This window comes from Fructilactobacillus sp. X2R5C3, from assembly GCF_059901325.1.
The window spans coordinates 325,053-342,207 of the sequence record NZ_JBWXUY010000001.1 but is presented as its reverse complement, the minus strand read 5'-3'; the positions used below and the strand labels follow the sequence as shown (position 1 = coordinate 342,207).

At 41.5% G+C, this 17,155-nt stretch carries 17 protein-coding genes and 1 pseudogene; 11 read left to right on the top strand and 7 right to left on the bottom strand.

Features of this window, described 5'->3' with window-relative positions; genetic code table 11:
• Positions 1–32: 32 nt before the first annotated feature.
• From AC6UDE_RS01620 to AC6UDE_RS01585, 8 genes are all read left to right on the top strand, one after another.
• A complete protein-coding gene (locus AC6UDE_RS01620) occupies positions 33–773 on the top strand; it encodes an amino acid ABC transporter ATP-binding protein (RefSeq protein ID WP_500695375.1) in 741 nt (246 codons plus the stop codon).
• A gap of 17 nt (positions 774–790) precedes the next feature.
• Positions 791–1,654: a transporter substrate-binding domain-containing protein gene (locus tag AC6UDE_RS01615; protein ID WP_500695376.1), complete on the top strand. Its 864-nt coding sequence runs from the start codon at positions 791–793 to the stop codon at positions 1,652–1,654.
• Positions 1,651–2,301, top strand: a complete 651-nt coding sequence (locus tag AC6UDE_RS01610; protein ID WP_500693380.1) for an amino acid ABC transporter permease — start codon at positions 1,651–1,653, stop codon at positions 2,299–2,301. The genes AC6UDE_RS01615 and AC6UDE_RS01610 overlap by 4 nt, the downstream gene beginning before the upstream one ends.
• On the top strand, positions 2,298–2,942 hold the full coding sequence (locus AC6UDE_RS01605) for an amino acid ABC transporter permease (RefSeq protein ID WP_500693379.1): 645 nt from the start codon (positions 2,298–2,300) through the stop codon (positions 2,940–2,942). Before AC6UDE_RS01610 ends, AC6UDE_RS01605 begins: the two co-directional genes overlap by 4 nt.
• Positions 2,943–3,012: 70 nt before the next feature.
• On the top strand, positions 3,013–3,279 hold the full coding sequence (locus AC6UDE_RS01600) for an AbrB/MazE/SpoVT family DNA-binding domain-containing protein (protein ID WP_500693378.1): 267 nt from the start codon (positions 3,013–3,015) through the stop codon (positions 3,277–3,279).
• Positions 3,279–3,626 carry a type II toxin-antitoxin system PemK/MazF family toxin gene (locus tag AC6UDE_RS01595; protein ID WP_500696427.1) on the top strand — a complete coding sequence of 116 codons (348 nt, stop codon included), beginning with the start codon at positions 3,279–3,281 and terminating at the stop codon, positions 3,624–3,626. The genes AC6UDE_RS01600 and AC6UDE_RS01595 overlap by 1 nt, the downstream gene beginning before the upstream one ends.
• 429 nt (positions 3,627–4,055) lie before the next feature.
• The gene (locus AC6UDE_RS01590) at positions 4,056–4,607 is read left to right on the top strand and encodes a biotin transporter BioY (protein ID WP_500696426.1); all 552 of its coding nucleotides are present in this window, start codon (positions 4,056–4,058) and stop codon (positions 4,605–4,607) included.
• Entirely contained in the window at positions 4,600–5,385 is a 786-nt protein-coding gene (locus AC6UDE_RS01585) for an energy-coupling factor transporter transmembrane component T family protein (RefSeq protein WP_500696425.1), read from the top strand. The genes AC6UDE_RS01590 and AC6UDE_RS01585 overlap by 8 nt, the downstream gene beginning before the upstream one ends.
• Here the strand turns inward: AC6UDE_RS01585 and AC6UDE_RS01580 are convergent.
• The 4 genes and pseudogenes from AC6UDE_RS01580 to AC6UDE_RS01565 form a co-directional block, all read right to left on the bottom strand.
• Positions 5,366–5,722: an MmcQ/YjbR family DNA-binding protein gene (locus AC6UDE_RS01580; RefSeq protein WP_500696424.1), complete on the bottom strand. Its 357-nt coding sequence runs from the start codon at positions 5,720–5,722 to the stop codon at positions 5,366–5,368. The two genes, AC6UDE_RS01585 and AC6UDE_RS01580, sit on opposite strands and share 20 nt — an antisense overlap.
• 1 nt (position 5,723) lies before the next feature.
• Positions 5,724–6,840: pseudogene (locus AC6UDE_RS01575) on the bottom strand (glycerol dehydrogenase).
• A 104-nt stretch (positions 6,841–6,944) separates the two neighbouring features.
• Complete coding sequence (locus AC6UDE_RS01570) at positions 6,945–7,604, bottom strand: histidine phosphatase family protein (protein WP_500693372.1); 660 nt, start codon at positions 7,602–7,604, stop codon at positions 6,945–6,947.
• An 82-nt stretch (positions 7,605–7,686) separates the two neighbouring features.
• Positions 7,687–10,350, bottom strand: coding sequence for a YfhO family protein (locus AC6UDE_RS01565; protein WP_500696423.1), 2,664 nt, complete (start codon positions 10,348–10,350; stop codon positions 7,687–7,689).
• Positions 10,351–10,664: 314 nt separating this feature from the next.
• Here AC6UDE_RS01565 and AC6UDE_RS01560 point away from each other — a divergent pair, with 314 nt between their 5' ends.
• On the top strand, positions 10,665–11,186 hold the full coding sequence (locus AC6UDE_RS01560; protein ID WP_500693370.1) for an HdeD family acid-resistance protein: 522 nt from the start codon (positions 10,665–10,667) through the stop codon (positions 11,184–11,186).
• 47 nt (positions 11,187–11,233) lie between these two features.
• On the opposite strand, the gene AC6UDE_RS01555 is transcribed toward AC6UDE_RS01560, so the two are convergent.
• A complete protein-coding gene (locus AC6UDE_RS01555) occupies positions 11,234–11,407 on the bottom strand; it encodes a hypothetical protein (protein WP_500696422.1) in 174 nt (57 codons plus the stop codon).
• A gap of 146 nt (positions 11,408–11,553) precedes the next feature.
• On the opposite strand from AC6UDE_RS01555, the gene AC6UDE_RS01550 reads away from it, so the two are divergent.
• On the top strand, positions 11,554–12,498 hold the full coding sequence (locus tag AC6UDE_RS01550; RefSeq protein ID WP_500696421.1) for an NmrA family NAD(P)-binding protein: 945 nt from the start codon (positions 11,554–11,556) through the stop codon (positions 12,496–12,498).
• A gap of 133 nt (positions 12,499–12,631) precedes the next feature.
• On the top strand, positions 12,632–13,960 hold the full coding sequence (locus AC6UDE_RS01545) for a replication-associated recombination protein A (RefSeq protein ID WP_500696420.1): 1,329 nt from the start codon (positions 12,632–12,634) through the stop codon (positions 13,958–13,960).
• Positions 13,961–14,393: 433 nt separating this feature from the next.
• On the opposite strand, the gene AC6UDE_RS01540 is transcribed toward AC6UDE_RS01545, so the two are convergent.
• Positions 14,394–15,437: a ketopantoate reductase family protein gene (locus tag AC6UDE_RS01540; RefSeq protein ID WP_500696419.1), complete on the bottom strand. Its 1,044-nt coding sequence runs from the start codon at positions 15,435–15,437 to the stop codon at positions 14,394–14,396.
• Positions 15,438–15,560: 123 nt separating this feature from the next.
• Positions 15,561–17,075 carry an FGGY-family carbohydrate kinase gene (locus AC6UDE_RS01535; protein WP_500696418.1) on the bottom strand — a complete coding sequence of 505 codons (1,515 nt, stop codon included), beginning with the start codon at positions 17,073–17,075 and terminating at the stop codon, positions 15,561–15,563.
• Positions 17,076–17,155: the final 80 nt, after the last annotated feature.

Below are 17,155 nucleotides of genomic sequence, written 5' to 3'. Positions count from 1 at the left end.
TTTTTGGAGCTTATGATAAGGAGGACAATTTAATGGGATCAATCATTCAATTCAAAGACGTAGAAAAGTACTACGGCAAATTTCACGCGTTAACCAACATTAACCTTGATATTCACGAAGGTGAAAACGTTGTGTTAATCGGACCATCTGGATCGGGTAAATCAACTTTACTTAGAACCATTAATGGACTAGAGACCATTCAACAGGGACAACTCATTGTTGACGGAAAAGATCTGTCAAGCAACAAAACCAACCTTAATAAACTTAGAACTGACGTTGGGATGGTCTTTCAGCATTTCAACCTTTACAACAACAAAACCATCACCGAAAACATCACGTTGGCTCCACGAATCGTCTTAAAACGTCCTCAAGCTGAAAACGAAAAGGTAGCAAAAAAACTACTTGAACGAGTTAATCTACCAGAACAGGGAGCCAAATACCCAGCTCAATTATCCGGTGGTCAACAACAACGAATTGCCATTGCCCGCTCCCTAGCAATGAATCCTAAGGTGTTGCTGTTTGACGAACCAACCTCTGCCCTTGATCCCGAGATGGTCGGAAGTGTGTTAGACATCATGCAGGACATCGCCAACACATCTGACATGACGACCCTCGTTGTTACTCATGAAATGGGCTTTGCCAGATCCGTTGCTGATCGCGTTATTTTCATGGCTGACGGGAAAATCCTGGAAAATTCTAAAACCGATGAATTTTTCGATCACCCTAAGACCGAACGAGCTCGCAAGTTCTTATCACAAGTTGAACATAAATAAAAAGTGAGGTAGATTCCATGAGTAAATTTAAGTTAAAACGAGTGGGTTTGATTGCCTCCGTCATCCTAATTGTCATAATCATTGGCGGCATTTTTACCGGACTTGAGGCTAAGAAACATCAATCGGTCGCAACCAATGACTACGCCAGGATCAAGGACAGCCACGTCATGCACTGGGGAGTTAAGGGTGATACCAGATTATTTGGCTTAATCAGTCCCAAGACCGGTCAAAGTGAAGGATTTGATGTCGACATGGCGCGCGCCGTCACCGCCCAAATGGCCAAGGACGCCGGAACGAAAATCAAGCCCGAATTCACTTCGGTCACCACTAACTCTAAAATCCAATTACTAAAAAACAATCAGGTTGAAGCAGTAGCCGCAACGATGACCATCACACCCGAGAGAGCCAAAGTGATTGACTTTACCAAACCGTATTTTCCAGCCGGTCAATCAATTCTGGTTAAAAAAGATTCCCCAATTAAGGACATTTCTCAGTTAAACAATCCTAAATACACTGTTATCACGACGATTGGAACCACTGCGATTCAAACCATGAAACAGTTTGCTCCCAAGGCAAAGGTCATCTCGATGCCAGATAACTCCCAGGCCTTAAGTGCTCTTGAATCTGGTCAGGGAGTGGCAGTGACTACCGATAACGCCATTCTATATGGTCTAGCTGATCAAAATCGTTCCACCAAGGTTGTTGGAAAACCATTCACTAATCAACCCTACGGACTAGCAATGAACAAGCACCAACCTGAACTGAAGGCCGCCATGGATAAAGCTTTAGAACAAGTCATTTCCGACGGAACTTACAACAAGTTGATTAAGAAATGGTTCTCAAACGTGCCTGGATTAGATTGGAGGAGTCTTGAAAAATGATAAATATCTTTCTTGAAAATTGGAAAACTCTTCTAGACGGCTTCTGGATTACCATCCTATCCTCAATCATTGGATTAGTTGGATCACTAGTCTTGGGGACCATCTTTGCCCTTCTAGAAATGGCTCCAAATAAATTACTTAAATTCATCGGAAGTGCGTTTGTCGAATTCTTTAGAAACATCCCACTTCTGGTCATCACCTTATTCTTCTACGTGGTGGTCGCAGCTGATTTTCACATTTCTGGATTTTGGTCTGGGACCATTGGATTAATCCTCTATACGTCTGCGTTTATCGCTGAGTGTATTAGAGGTGGCGTTGATTCAGTTGATCCGGGCCAGATGGAAGGTGCCAGAGCGAACGGATTAACGTACACTCAGGCTATGATTCAAGTGGTCTTACCCCAGGGATTCAAACTGGCGATCCCATCACTTGGAAACCAGTTCATTAACCTGGTTAAAAACTCATCAATTCTGTCATTTGTGGCCGGATTCGATTTAATGTACCAGGCCAACGTTATCTCTGGTGAAAATCTTGACCCATTTAACACCTACATCATCGTTGGAATTTTGTACCTGATCATCACCGTCTCTGTTTCCAAATGCATGAGCGTGATTGAGCGCAAAGTGAACGGAGGTGTCACACAATGAGTGGAGCATTTAGTTTAATTAACATGCACTATTTACTGGGTGGTCTAGTGGTTACCATTCTGGTATCAGTGATTTCAATTATTATTAGTTTTATCCTAGGAACTCTAATCGGAATTATCCTATTTGAAAAAGTTCCCTACTTTACCAAAACGGTTCGTTTCATTTCCAACACCATCAGGAATCTTCCCTTACTGCTTCTTATCTTCTTCACCTTCTTCGCTTTACCAAAGTTAGGGGTCGAGTTGAATTCCTTTGCGGCCACGGTCGTTGCCATGTCGGTCTTTGAAGCCAGTATGGTTGGCGAGATTATCCGTGGTGGCTTACTCTCAGTTGGAGTTGACCAAGCTGAAGGTGCCCTTTCTACCGGAATGAATAAGGCCCAAACGTTATGGCACATCCTGTTGCCACAGGCCCTAAAGAAGTCCATTCCACCACTGATTTCCCAATTCATTTCACTAGTTAAGGATACTTCGTTAGCAACCGCCATTGTCCTTCCAGAACTAACCTTTAGGTCTCAGGTCATCTACGGTCAGAACCCTAATTACATGATCCCGATGTTTGTCACGATTGCCATTATGTACTTCATTATTAACTACGGACTCTCCTTACTTGCAAAATGGTTCGACAAAAGAATGGTTTAGCCTGCACAAATTGCTTCCCTTTCCCTTGATTTTGAGCTACATTGGATGAGGGCATATGGGAGGTTAATGCATGTTGACAAACAAAATTAAAATCACAGCAACAATGACGAGTAAGAATCAAATTACGATTCCAAAGACCGTCCGTGACATTCTCAATCTTAAGCAAAACGACCAACTGGAATTTACAATTCAAAAAGATGGTTCGGTAACAATGGCACCTAAAGAATCCTTTGAAGGGTTTTGGAAAATCGTTGAAGATCAGGAAAAGAAATACGGTAACGTCAGCAGTTCGGAACAAGATTGGGGCCCTGATCAGGGGTCGGAGGTTATCGATTAATGAATTATAAACAAGGTGAGATTTACTTCGTTAATCTTGAACCGGCACTTGGCACCGAAACCAAGAAAAAACGTCCGTGTCTGGTGGTTAGTAACAATCACTATAATCATCTAATGAACACGGTGATTGTAATTCCAATCAGTTCTTCCGCTAAGTACTTAGAAGAAAAGAAGTACGTGAAATCACCACTATACTTTCAGGTTAATAAAAAAAATGTTCATGGGACTGCCATGCTTCAGCACGTTAGAACCGTGGACATGGAAGTTCGAAGTGAAACCAAGTTGGTCGCGAAGTTAGACGATCGGGACATGCGGAAAATTACTAATAACATTAAACAGTTCTTTTAAAGGGTACGAAAAAGAGGTCACACGAAGGTGTGACCTCTTTTTTATATGGATCCTTTCTAGTCAACTGACTAGAAGCTTAATTGCATGATAACGACTCCACAAAAGTCACATACAATTAGATAACTCTAATGCAACTTCATTTTTATTATAGCAATCAATTCGTCAATTTAGAATAAACCATGTTTTTTATTTATTCTAAATGATATAAAAAGCAGCGGACAACCTGTCTACTGCTTTCTTGTATTAATAAGTCATATGCAGATGGCATAGGTTGCAAAAATAAATATGTGGCTCAATTTTATTTTCGGATAAATAATTGTTCCAACAACATTTGGCCTACATCATTTAATGAAATGATTGTTTCTCATGAATTTAATCGATAATCTTAAATAAAGACATTTAAGTAATTAATTAAGGAGAGCAACAATCATGAAAACCAAAGAACTTGTTTATGACGCACTATTTGCCGCAATCGTCGTTGTGTTAGGCCTCTTTCCACCGCTGACACTGCCGTTTATCCCAGTTCCAATTACGCTACAAAGTATGGGCATCATGCTTCAGGGAAGTTTTCTAGGTAAGAAAAACGGCTTTCTAAGTGCCCTACTGGTAGTCATCCTGGTCTTAATTGGACTGCCAGTCCTTTCAGGTGGACGTGGCGGCTTAGGGATTTTAGCGGGTCCGACCGGTGGTTACTTCATCATTTGGCCCATTGCCGCCTTTCTTATTGGCTTCCTAGTTGAAAAATTGTGGAAGAAAATTAATTTCTGGAAGTATCTTGTTGCTAATGTCATCGGTGGTGTGATTCTGATTGATGTTTTTGGGGCCCTGTACCTTTCAATGATTGCCCACATGTCAGTAACGGCCTCACTAGTTTCAAACTTAGCCTTCATCCCTGGTGATATCATCAAAGCCGTGATCGTTAGTTTAATCTGTGCTTCCACCAAGAAAATTAGTCTAGTGTCACAACTCAAACATGAATAATTTTATCTTTGGCACATACGCAAACAATCATTCCTTCATGCAACAATTAGATCCGCGAACCAAGCTCATTTTCATTACGCTCATCACGATCACTTTCATGTGGTCAACCACGACCATTCAAATTGGAATCGGTGCTTTAGGACTAATTGGACTGTATCACTTGGCACACATCAAAGTAAGCATGGCCCTTAGTTCCATCAAGCCCATTTTGTTCATTTTAGTGTTTATTTTAATTTATCATGGAATTTTTCCAACCAATCACGACTTGGATATTAATCAGATTAACGTTGGTGGTTGGCTTTATGGAAGCCAAATTTGCGTTAAAATCATTCTCCTACTTCTAGTGGCCGCCCTTTTATCGTTTACGACCAGTCCATCCGATTTATCGCAGGCAATCTCGCGACTACTGAGACCATTAACTTATCTGCATCTACCTGTATCTGAGTTTTCGTTAATGATTACCCTCACCTTGCAGTTTATTCCCATCATTTTAGGTGAACTAAACGATCTGAAAATTGCCCAAACCAGCCGTGGGGTTGACTTTACTTCATCAAAATTGACCAAGAAAATCAAGCTCCACGTTCAACTCATTATTCCACTGTTGTACGCGGTCACAAACCACGCTAATAAGCTAGCCAATACTTTAGATGCCCGTGGCTACACGCCTAAATCCCAATCAACTAGATATCACGAAACCCAGTTTAGTATGCGAGATACTATCTTTGACGGCTGTGTCATCATCTACTTAGCTTTAATTCTTACTTTAAGGTCATTTTAAAACTATCTTGAATCATCTTTTGGACCTGTTTTGAATCAACTTCACCAAGCACAACCGTAATCCAGTGCTCCTTGTTCATGTGATAAGCCGGTAGATAGCCCTTAGACTGTTTCAAAAGTCCGGCAACATCTGGATCAACTTTCACGTCTAAGACATCGATCCCATCAGTCCCGTTTAATCCTAACTTATTTTGAGGCACGTTCATGACCAAGCTAAACCACTTCTGGTCATCTTTGTGACGAAAAGCCAAGTACTTCGGATATTCTTTAAAAGGTCGATCTGGTTCAACATCAAACTTCTTTTTAATGTATTCAACTACATCATCACGATTATTCATTTTAATTCCCTAATCCATTCTTGACCTGATATTCATGACTAAATTCAGAAACAGCTTTCATAGCGTTCATCACATCTATTGGAGTTACCGATACTGGCAAATTAGCCATGGTATCCTTTGGATCACATGCTTGAGTGGCTGCCTTCATTAACTCTTCATCACTAGCTTCCCCTAACTTCAGATCCGCTAGCGTCGTTGGTAGGCCAAATTCAAGATCAAATTTCAAATACTTCTCAAATTGACGGTGATCAGAACCAGTCAGAACCAACTCACATAGGGTTCCAAAGGCGACCTTCTGGTCCGTGAGATAACTGGTCAATCTCACCACTTAAAGCCGTAAAACCATTATAAATGGCGTGAGCAGCTGCTAATCCACCACTTTCAAAACCAATTCCACTAAGAAGCGTGTTGGCTTCAACGACTTTATCAAGTTCGGAAGTAGCCGATCCAACCACGTTTGAAGCCACTGCTAAACTGCCATACTTAAACAACGTTTGTTCACACATTTGTCCAATCGCTTCGCCAGCAAGGGTGGATTTTCCACCCAGCATGTTCTTCCCGTTCGACTTTCGGGTGTCTGTCGCCTCAATGTTAGTCGCCATGGCATCAGCCATTCCTGAAATCAGAAACTTGACTGGCGCCTGACTAATCACCTTGGTATCAAGAATCACCATGTCGGGATTCTTCTTATAAAAACGATAGTGGTCAAATTGACCACTATCAGTGTAGATTACCGATAACCGCGAACATGGCGCATCCGTCGAGGCAATCGTTGGGGCAATCACTACGGTCGTGTTTAAGTTGTCAGCAATCGCTTTGGCACTATCGGACACCTTGCCACCGCCCAGACCAATGACAATGTCATCATCGTTATTTTGACCAATCTTAGTGACCCGATCAATCTCACTTTCAGATGATTCCCCGGCAAAATCAACGACGGTTACTTCAAAGTCATGTTGTTTCAAGTAATCAGCAAAGTCATTTCCAACCATTCTTAGTGCCGTCCCACTTGATAGAAGTAGCACCTTTTTCCCAAACTTACCAATTCGGTCCGCACTGTTCATTAATACATCTGAACCTTGGACATAATTACTAGGACTTGCATATAATTCAACCATTTTTTACTCCTCCTTTAAACTGTCATAATTATATTATTCACAAATTAAGAAGTAAACCATTTGAAAAAGGCATAAAAAAAAGCCGAGACGCTTGTCCCGACTTTTTAGACTTGTTCATCTAAACTATTAAAATACTCAACCTTGATATCTTTATCAGTAATAATCAGCTTAGTGATACTACCGTTCTTAGCTGGTTCACCAATATCAAGCGCTGGATTATACCGATCAACGATGGAGCGAATGGTCATCCCATGAGAAACGATCAGGATCTTGTCACCATCCTTGGTGTTTTTTCGGATTCGATCAATTCCACGGTCAACTCGCTTCCAAAACGTCTTGTTGTCCTCCGCATTATTGTACAAATCGGCTCTGGCAATCAAATCACGAGCCTTTTCAAGACCAAAATTTTTGAGCACCCCGGCCTCAGAAGTCGTCTTGACCTGCTCACCAACAAACTGCCACATCTGCTCCAAGTTTTCACCCTCAAAGTAGCCGTGGAACTGTTCCCGTAATTCGGGGAACTGATAACTAATGATGTTGATGTTATTGTTGTTGGCTTGCAAAATATGGTGGGCGGTTTGAATGGCTCGACCAGAATCACTACTAAAGGCCGCATCAAAATTGATGTCCTTCAATCGTTCACCAGCGTTATCGGCGTCCTCAAGTCCCTTTTTGGTCAAGGGTGAATCAATCCAACCTTGTACCTTGTTATAAAGATTCATATAGGTTTGTCCGTGTCGTACTAAGTATGCAGTTACTTTCATAATTTATTACCTCACTCGTTTCCTTAACTCTAACCCAATTATAACAAAAAACATTCCCAAAGTATTTTGGGAATGCTAATTTCTATTTATTTCGTTTTCGGTAGAATAGCCACTCGCAGAATGCCCCCAAAATTCCAATTAGGGTCAAAAGCAATCCCAGGATTAATCCTGGAGTGCGGTAATGGAAGTGAAGGGTGTGTTTACCGGGCTTTAATTTTATCCCAGTAAGGCCGTCAGCAACCATCAAAGTCTTGACTTTCTTACCATTCTCAGTCACGTGCCATCCCTTGTCATAAGGAATACTCAATAAGAGCACGTTGCGCTTTGAACTCGTCTTAACGTGACCAGTGAAATCGGCTCCTGAAAGTTTCAGGTTCTCAGGATGATCCACTCTCAGCTTGTATGGCTGAGTTTCGTCAACAAATTGATTGAAAGCCACACCGTCTAAGCCAGAGAAGCTCTTTAATAGACTCTTCTCCTTCAGACTATTAGAAGAAATAATCTTAACCGTAAATTTCTGTCCTTTATCAAAATGACCTAACTTAACGTTTTCAGTCCCGATCATCCGGTATCTTTCAGGAATCTTCTTGCCATTCACAAAGATTTTATCCTTGTAGAGGTTGGCCTGACTCAGATACATGTATTGGTTACCGGAAATAACCGGATTAACCGTCAAATTATACTTGTATCCGTCCACCGTATCCATTTGTCTAGTATCGTATGGATCAACCGTCTGATAACGGTACTTACCAGAATTATTAACGGTAACCTGAGCCTTATGCATGAACTTCTTCTTGGTTCCAGACTCGTCTTGAACGAAACGATTCAAGTTCTTAAAAACATGACCCTTGTTTAGTTTGGTCTTAACAATCCGATCAGAAACCGCATAGCCCAGTCCACTATAGCGTTCATTCTTTTTATTGATCGTCTGACCATTTTTCAAAATGGTTAACCGATTAGTAACTCCAAGTAGTTGGTCGGTAATCGGCGAACTACCAATCACGCTAACCCGGCGCACGTTTCTTGACGATAATCCCAGATTAGAAAGGACTGCTTGAGTATGCATGTTTAAAGTTGAACTATAGCCACTTACCCCACGGTAATTAAAGATAATCCCATCATTATACTGGTTGTAATCCTGATCAAAGATTCCACTGTACAGTTGATTATTCACGTCATTACGATGGAATGTCGTTTGATTCTTCTTATTATCAACTTTTTGGTCAATAATCCCTTTAGATTGGTTATAAGCATTTTCAAATTTCTTCTGGTTTCCAAACATTGCAGGAGCATTCCTAAACGCATCAATCCGTCGTCCCTGAAGTGAGAGATAGAGGTTAACCCCCATCTCAACACACAGGACTGCGAAAAGCAGGTACCAAATCTTTTTGCCGTAGCGATTCGTTGCCATTAACAACAACGTGGTTATTAAGACAAAGATTAAGGCATAAATTAAGTGGGAATTCCCAGCAATAAGTTGAATGCCATACTGATGCATGTGGTTAAATAAGGCAACCAAATCGCCACAACCATAACCAATTACTAACAGGAAGGAAACGATTAAACCAGCGTTTTTAACAACTCGATTGTCCTTAAACGCTCCGTTAATGTAAGCTTCATAGGCAAACATGATGGTCACAAAACCGAACATGAAGGCTTCTCGATACGGGAATCCAGCTGGATTTTGAAACATGTGCCAAATAGTGTTGAAAGTGGTAATCCACATCCCGACGAAAATTGCCCCAACTAGCCAGAAGGAAGCGTGTTTCTGTCGTTTCGTAATCTTCTTCGATAACCAGAACACCAAGAGGCCCATGATGAAGATCGTGCCCACAAAGATACTGGGATCATGGGACAAACGACCCATAAAGTTATTGGCTCCCACCCCAAGATTAACAAAAACAGCAGGACTAAACCTTGGATAAGGCAGAAAGTCCCAGATCTTGAATAATCCCTTACTGGTTGAAAGCATCCCCACAATTGATGGAATCAACATGAAACACGACAACAGGGCGGCAATGATCGAACTAACGACGTACTTACACGTCATGGAACCATGAACCTTTAAGTAATGCCAAAACCCAGTTTTAGCTGGACGGTTCAAAAAGACGAGGTAGACAAAATAGATCAAAGAGTAAATACACAGCATATAGCCCATGTAGTAATTCATGATAATGATGGCCGTCAAAGCGACGACGTATCCGCCCCATTTCCCCTTATAAAACAGTCGTTCAATTCCAAGGGTTAAAAGCGGTAGAATCATTAAGGCCTCAAGCCACATGAAATCATAAAAGTAGAGGGCAACGTAACCACTCAAACTGTATGCTACGGCAGCCATGATTTGCATCATGTCCTGTCTGTGATACTTTACCTTCAAAAAGAAGGCCATTGACCAACCAATTAGTCCGATCTTAATCAAAATGATGATTGAGATCAGAATTGGCATGTGAACCACACTGAACCATGAAACCAATAAGTTCAGAGGACTCATTAAATAGTAAGTGTAGATCGGAACGGTATTATCACCAATCGAGACCAAAAACGAGTATGCACTAAAGGTATGATGGAGCATTTGATCACGAAGTAACTTAAAAAATGGCATGTACTGCGTGAGCAAATCACTGATAAGTAGATTATGGTTACCAAATGGTGTTATTCCGTAAATTGCGAAGACGATGGAAGCCACTACGACCGGAATGATAAAAGCGGCCGCGTAGTATTTCCAAACATGCATTTTCTTTTTCATAGCTAAAAAATCCCTCGATATTAATATTTGTAAAATTATGTAACCACAGTTCATTGTATTATATTTTTGTGACGTAACCTAACAAATGTGACAATTCTTTAGGAATAATTTGTTAGTTCAATCATTTAACGCTAGCGTCTTTGACAAAACCAGCTAGCCTTCATAACTAGGATACGTCAATTACCCCAATTAACTTCTCCTTAGGTTAAATATCTCCCTAAATTACGTCATTTAACATTTCAATGGTGGTTTATTTCTTAAATTTTGGTAAAATGAATTTAAGCTTAGGCTAATAAATAAAAAGGAGTGTTCATATGTTTAGTAAAACAAAGGGCTTTGACCCGTTTTCACTGGTTATCGGAATCCTGAGTGTGATCTTATCACTCTTCATTTTGAAGAATCCATTGAACTCATTTAAGGCATTAGTTTTCGTCATTGCCATCCTGTCAATCGTTGAAGGGATCTTCAAGATTGCTGAAATTTCTCAACTAGACAAATCATTAGGGATGTCACCAGTTTGGCTTGTCATTAACGGTGTGCTTGATATCATCATTGGTATCTTGATCTTCTTAGACCCTGCCGTTGGTGGAATCTACATCTGGTTGATGTTATCAATCTGGTTCATCATCGATTCATTGTTTGAACTATGGTACAGTCGATTTGCCGAAAGAAACCACAAGGGTTACTTCTGGTTTGAAGTCATTCTTGGTATTATTGGCTTGATCTTAGGAATTGTTCTATTATTCCAACCAGCCATGGCAATGTCAGTTGCATTATTCTTAGTGGCATTTTACTTCATGTTCTTTGGAATTTTGTTAATTGTTCGTTCATTCTAATCAAAAATAAAAGATCGCGGATTCGCGATCTTTTTTTGTACCATTAATTATTTGCGATCCTTATTTGGTTCTTCAGGACGGTCACTACGTTCGATGTGTTTATGAATTTCTTTCCCATCGGTTGAACGGTTTTCATGGCCACGATCTTTTTTGTTATCGTCTTTTTCTAACTTATGCAATAAGTTCTTTTCTTGTTTTTCACTAGGTCTTCTGTCACTCATACTAAACCCTCCTCTTCTGTTTATACGTTCCCATTATATCATTATCATCGTGGCTTTCATAAAGAATCATTTCCAAAAATAGTTTAATTGCCTTTTGAAAAGATTAATGCTAGTTTCTAGATAACGAAAATGAAGGAGAAAATACTATGAAATATGGAGTTACTGCCGGAACGGGTCGTTTCGGTGAACGTGCTATCTTGGGCTTGATTCGACTGGTCCCTGTCGAAGACATCGTCGTAATCGCTAGAAACACGGAAAAAGCCAAAAAGATGTATCCTGCGGGAGTTGAAATCAGAAAGGGTGACTACAATGACACTGAAAGTCTGAATCAGGCCTTTAGTGGAATTGACAAGCTCCTGTTTGTCTCATCGCAACCTGATCCAGAACATCCCCGCTACGTCCAACACGAAAACGTGGTCAACGCCGCCGTCAAAGCTAAGGTCAAGTTTATCGCTTATACGAGCTTCCCCCACGCTGACATCGCCAAGGTGCCACTAGCAGAGGACCACGCCAAGACCGAAAAATTAATTGAGGCAACTGGCATCAACCATTCCTTTCTTAGAAACAACTGGTACCTAGAAAACGACCTCGACCTCATCAAACGTTCCGCTAAGGGAGCGGCTTTTATCTTCTCCGCTGGTGACGGCAAAGTTGGCTGGGCCGAAGAGAAATACTACGCGTTTGCGGCGGCCAAGGTCATGGCAAGCGACGAAAAGACCAAGGATGTCTATGAGTTCTATGGAAACGAACACACATACGCTGACTTAGCAGCCTCAGTCATTGCCAACACCAACAGGGACTTTAAGGTTAACTTGTTAAACGATGACAACTACCGCCAAGCTTTAGCAAAACGTGGCTATGACAAGGGTTCAATTAATTTCATGGTCGGCGTTCAAGGCATGATCAGGGCCGGGGTCTTAGATGAAAACATCGACGAACAGGCCGTCAAATTTGGCATGACTCATCAAGAAATCTTGGCAAACAATACTGACAACGATCCGGACCTGCCGCAGGTCATTGGTAGACCATTACCAACCCTTGATGAACAGGTTAAAGATTTATTATCCACTAAACCATCATATGAAATCTAAGCAAAAGAAGTTCTTTGATTAAAATTTTAATCAGAGAGCTTTTTTAAACCCATTGATTGCATGATTTCCCCAAGTGTATTAACTTAAACTTAATTAAAGACTAAACTTTCTAGTAGAATCGAAGTGAGTAACCATGCGGCAAGAATCACTCTTTAACAATCAAGACCAAAACGTCCCCTTGGCCAGTCGAGTTCGTCCCAAGACTTTAGACCAATTTGTGGGACAGCAAAACCTCCTTGGAGCAGGAAAAATTTTAAGAGAACTAATTGAAAACGACCAGGTTTCTTCCATGATTTTCTGGGGACCACCTGGGGTTGGTAAAACCACTTTGGCCGAAATTATCGCCAGAAAAACGCAATCAAACTTTTATAGTTTCAGTGCGGCCGACAGCAGCATCAGCAAAATTAAAAAAATCATGCGTCAGGCTGAGCAAGATCAAGCAATTGGGCAAAAAACGATTGTCTTCGTCGACGAAATTCATCGTTTCAACAAAGCCCAACAGGACGCCTTTTTACCCTACGTCGAACAGGGTAGCATCATCTTGATTGGAGCCACCACCGAGAATCCGTCGTTTGAAGTCAATTCGGCGTTACTATCACGCTGTAAGGTCTTCGTCCTGCACGCTTTAAAACCGTCTGACGTGGTTAGGCTCTTAAGCAACGCCTTAAAGAATCCTAATGGCTTTGGCAAACAGAACATCAAAATCGGCCAGGATGAAATTAACGAGATTGCTAATTTTGCTAACGGTGACGCCCGTAAAGCATTAAACATCCTGGAAATGGCCGTCCTCAACGGTGACAAAAAAGACGGTGTCACTAAAATAACGTTAGATGGTCTGAAACAACTGATTGGTGACAAGTTTGTGCTGTACGACAAAAATGGCGAAGAACACTACAACATTATCTCAGCTTTGCATAAATCGATGCGTAATAGTGACGTTGACGCGGCCATTTACTGGCTTTCTCGTATGCTAGACGGTGGGGAAGACCCGCTTTACATTGCGAGACGATTGGTGCGGTTTGCCAGTGAAGACGTTGGCTTAGCTGACACGAATGCTTTAAACGTTGCCATTAACGTGTTTCAGGCCTGTCAGTTTCTGGGGATGCCAGAGTGTGACGTCCACCTCGTAGAGGCCGTTACGTACCTCTCACTCGCACCAAAATCAAACGCCCTCTATAAGGCACGACTAGCGGCCAAGAAAGACGTCAAGGAAACCGCTGATGATCCCGTTCCCCTGCAAATCAGAAACGCTCCCACTAAGTTAATGAAAAACTTGGGCTACGGGAAAGGATATGAACTCGCGCATAACTATCAAGACAAACTAACGACGATGAAAACGATGCCACCATCAGTTGAAGGCCACGTCTACTACAAACCCACGAGTGAAGGTCATGAGATCCGGTTTAAAGAACGCCTTAAACAAATCAAGAAGTGGCATGAACAACACGATAATAAAAATTAAGCCAAAAAATTGCCAGCCCGATAATTTTAATCAGGGTTGGCAATTTTAATTTACTGTAATTTAAAAAAGAATCGACGCTACTAATAATTAAATAACGCCCCAAACACTACGAGTACCAACATAATTAGACCGAGAATCCAGAAATTAGCCGCAAACAAACCAATCGTAGCGACTAATAGAAACATCAACAAAAGACAACCACAAGCGGCACTGCTGATAAACTCAAACAGTAGCCAGACCAGAAACAAAAAAATAAAGATTGATATTGCAACAGTCATTTTTCGCCTTTCTAAGATACGATTAATTCATACACTTTATATTTAAACACAAAAAATGAACCTCTCAAAGTTCCTTTAGAGATTCATAACATTACATATTTTAAAAGTAAACAACGAATAATTCTAACGTACTGTAAGAATCCTCATTACAATAATTACAATTTGCTATCAAGTAATTGTTGAAACTGGTCCATGGTATCATCAAACTTCGGCAATTTACCTGTATCTTGGGAATTTTCAACAATTTTAATAACCAAATCGTTAAATGGGGTCTTGATTCCATACTTCTTGCCCGTCTCGGCAATGACCCCATTGATGTCATCAACCTCAGTCTTTCTGCCTTTCTCCAAATCTTGCAGCATACTCGCCTTTAGATTCTTACTGTTATTCATCGCGGACTTCAGGTAGGCCAACTGTGCTGGTTCATCATTTGGCTGTTCGATAGTAAGTGAACTGAGATCATGATTTCCCATTTTGGCAAATTTAACACCGTCAGCATGACCAACCTTTAATCCTTCACTGACGATGTTTAGGGCACTCTTTAAGCCCACCTCATTGTCAGCAACCTGGCCAAACGTAGCATCACTTGCAGCTGACAACCCACTAAACGATGAGTTAACCAAAAGTTTAGACCATTTGGTTCCAAGCAAGTTATCGGAAATGGCGGTGCCACCAACGTGACTCAACACGTCTTTGACCATCTTAATGCGGTCGGTGTCCTTCCCGTCAAGTTCACCAATTTGAAACGCCGCATTTTCAAAAGCTGGGAGTGCTGTGGTCAATTCCGACTCCGTGTGGTTAAGTTGGGTACCACCAAATTCAACGGAACCAGCAACGATGTTTGCGGGGTCAATGACCTTTGAAATCGCAATTTCTGGGACCCCGTTTTGAAGCGAAACCAAAGTTCCATTTGGTTTCAACACTTCTTTAACCTTGGAAAGAACTTCATCATTATGAGTCTGCTTGGTTAAAAGTAAGACGAGATCATACTCGTCCGATTTTAATTCATCAGGAGTTTTGGCGGTGACAGGAACGGTAAAATTAGCCGTACCGGTGACCGTAGCACCCTGATCATTTAAATTCTTAACGTGCTGGGGATTGTCGGCAATCAAATCCACGTTGTCTTTTCCGTATGCTTTGGTAAGATATGCACCAATAATGGTCCCAAGTGAACCAGCGCCATAGACTGCAATTTTCATTATTACCATACTTCTTTCTTTTTTTGGAATACATGGGAAGTATGTAGCTGTAGAGCGGGAATGTCAAAAATGTGGGCTTATAAAAAGTGCTAAACCACTTAAATAGTTAGCACTCACATTATATTAGTTTTGTTTTTCAACCAACTCACTATACTTCTTATAAAAGTCCGTCGTATCCGTATACGCCAAACGATACAACTCATAGTACTTATTATACTCTTCATGTCTTTCAGGATTGGGCTCAATCTTTTCATTAATTTTGACCCACTTTTGGACTGCTTGAGGTTGAATTTGATTCAATCCAATTCCAGCTAAAATAGCACTTCCGAGATCGGCTTCACCACCAGAATCAGTCGTTTTGACGGTCTTACCCGTCACGTCTGCAATGATTTGGACCATTTTTTTAGAACTGCTAACGCCACCAACTAGAGTAAACGAGTCGCCAATGTGATCACCAAACTGTTCAATACTCTGACGAACGGAGTAGGCAATGGCCTCCTGAAATGCTTTAAATAACTCGTAACGTTTCGTCGTCATTGAAATCCCAAAGATGGTTCCCCGAACGTTGGAATCCCAGACCGGACTGCGTTCACCCATAAAGTACGGTAAAACAATCAGGCCATTACTACCAGCGGGAACGTGCTCACTCTCTTCGTCCAACATTTTCGTACTGTTATTATTATCAACTTCCTGAGCGAATTCACGGGTGAACCATGCAATTACTGCACCAGCCGTGTTAGCGCCGGCAAAGTTATAGTAGTATTCTTTCGGTTTGTAAGCGTACGGCCAAATAATCAGATTGTCATCTTTAAGTGGCTTGTCGGTCACAAGTGCCGCATTCATTGACGTTCCTAGCGCAATCGTCATACGACCCGTGCCAATAACGCCAGTTCCGACCGTCGCTGGCCCAACGTCAACTCCAGTATTAAAGATTGGTGTTCCAGCTTCAATGCCCAGTTCTTGCGCCCACTTGTCAGTGACTTGACCGGCGACATCCGTACTAGCAATCATCTTCTGTGGCAATTTATTTAAATCAATGCCTAATTTAGCTGCCAATTCAGGCGACCACTCATCATCATTAATGTTGAAAATCCCCGCTAAGTTACCAGCCGCAGAATAATTAATGCTGATGTTCCCCGTAAACTTGTAAATGACGTACGATTCAGGTGGCAAAAATTGATAAGTGTCGCGGTACAACTCCGGCTCGTTTTGTTTCAACCACATAATTTTAGTGTAACCGTAGTATGGATCGGCCAAGTTGCCAGTGATATCCATCAGTTCAGACTTACTAACAAGTGTCAGTGCTTCTTCAGTTTCTTTTGTAGCCCGGCGATCCATCCAAATCAAAGCGGGACCGAGTGGTTGACCGCTTTTGTCAATCGGAACCCCAGAACCACCGTAGAGACCGTCGATGCCAATACCAATGATGTGGGTACTATCGACTTTTTGGGCCAATTTTTTAATCAAGGACGTCACCGCCTGGAGCCAGTCGTCAGCATTCTCTTGCGCCCATTCTGGATGTGGAGTTTCTAACTGATATGAAGCTTTGTCTTGAGCGATAATTTCACCAGTGGTCGTCATCAAGATGGCTTTGGTGCTTGAGGTGCCGATGTCAATTCCTAAAATGTATTGGGTCATGGGAAGTCTCCTTTGCGAAATAAAGTGAGCTGTTTTGATGACTTAAGTTTAGCTTATTGGGGGTAATTTGTTAATGAGTG

What these genes read in the sequence shown, in the direction of transcription:
- AC6UDE_RS01615 (WP_500695376.1), top strand. Translation starts at nt 791, where the DNA reads ATGAGTAAATTTAAGTTAAAACGAGTGGGTTTGATTGCCTCCGTCATC.
- AC6UDE_RS01610 (WP_500693380.1), top strand. Translation starts at nt 1,651, where the DNA reads ATGATAAATATCTTTCTTGAAAATTGGAAAACTCTTCTAGACGGCTTC.
- AC6UDE_RS01585 (WP_500696425.1), top strand. Translation starts at nt 4,600, where the DNA reads ATGAATAATTTTATCTTTGGCACATACGCAAACAATCATTCCTTCATG.
- AC6UDE_RS01565 (WP_500696423.1), bottom strand. Translation starts at nt 10,350, where the DNA reads ATGAAAAAGAAAATGCATGTTTGGAAATACTACGCGGCCGCTTTTATC.
- AC6UDE_RS01540 (WP_500696419.1), bottom strand. Translation starts at nt 15,437, where the DNA reads ATGAAAATTGCAGTCTATGGCGCTGGTTCACTTGGGACCATTATTGGT.
- AC6UDE_RS01560 (WP_500693370.1), top strand. Translation starts at nt 10,665, where the DNA reads ATGTTTAGTAAAACAAAGGGCTTTGACCCGTTTTCACTGGTTATCGGA.
- AC6UDE_RS01620 (WP_500695375.1), top strand. Translation starts at nt 33, where the DNA reads ATGGGATCAATCATTCAATTCAAAGACGTAGAAAAGTACTACGGCAAA.
- AC6UDE_RS01545 (WP_500696420.1), top strand. Translation starts at nt 12,632, where the DNA reads ATGCGGCAAGAATCACTCTTTAACAATCAAGACCAAAACGTCCCCTTG.
- AC6UDE_RS01595 (WP_500696427.1), top strand. Translation starts at nt 3,279, where the DNA reads ATGAATTATAAACAAGGTGAGATTTACTTCGTTAATCTTGAACCGGCA.
- AC6UDE_RS01600 (WP_500693378.1), top strand. Translation starts at nt 3,013, where the DNA reads ATGTTGACAAACAAAATTAAAATCACAGCAACAATGACGAGTAAGAAT.
- AC6UDE_RS01605 (WP_500693379.1), top strand. Translation starts at nt 2,298, where the DNA reads ATGAGTGGAGCATTTAGTTTAATTAACATGCACTATTTACTGGGTGGT.
- AC6UDE_RS01535 (WP_500696418.1), bottom strand. Translation starts at nt 17,075, where the DNA reads ATGACCCAATACATTTTAGGAATTGACATCGGCACCTCAAGCACCAAA.
- AC6UDE_RS01570 (WP_500693372.1), bottom strand. Translation starts at nt 7,604, where the DNA reads ATGAAAGTAACTGCATACTTAGTACGACACGGACAAACCTATATGAAT.
- AC6UDE_RS01550 (WP_500696421.1), top strand. Translation starts at nt 11,554, where the DNA reads ATGAAATATGGAGTTACTGCCGGAACGGGTCGTTTCGGTGAACGTGCT.
- AC6UDE_RS01590 (WP_500696426.1), top strand. Translation starts at nt 4,056, where the DNA reads ATGAAAACCAAAGAACTTGTTTATGACGCACTATTTGCCGCAATCGTC.
- AC6UDE_RS01555 (WP_500696422.1), bottom strand. Translation starts at nt 11,407, where the DNA reads ATGAGTGACAGAAGACCTAGTGAAAAACAAGAAAAGAACTTATTGCAT.
- AC6UDE_RS01580 (WP_500696424.1), bottom strand. Translation starts at nt 5,722, where the DNA reads ATGAATAATCGTGATGATGTAGTTGAATACATTAAAAAGAAGTTTGAT.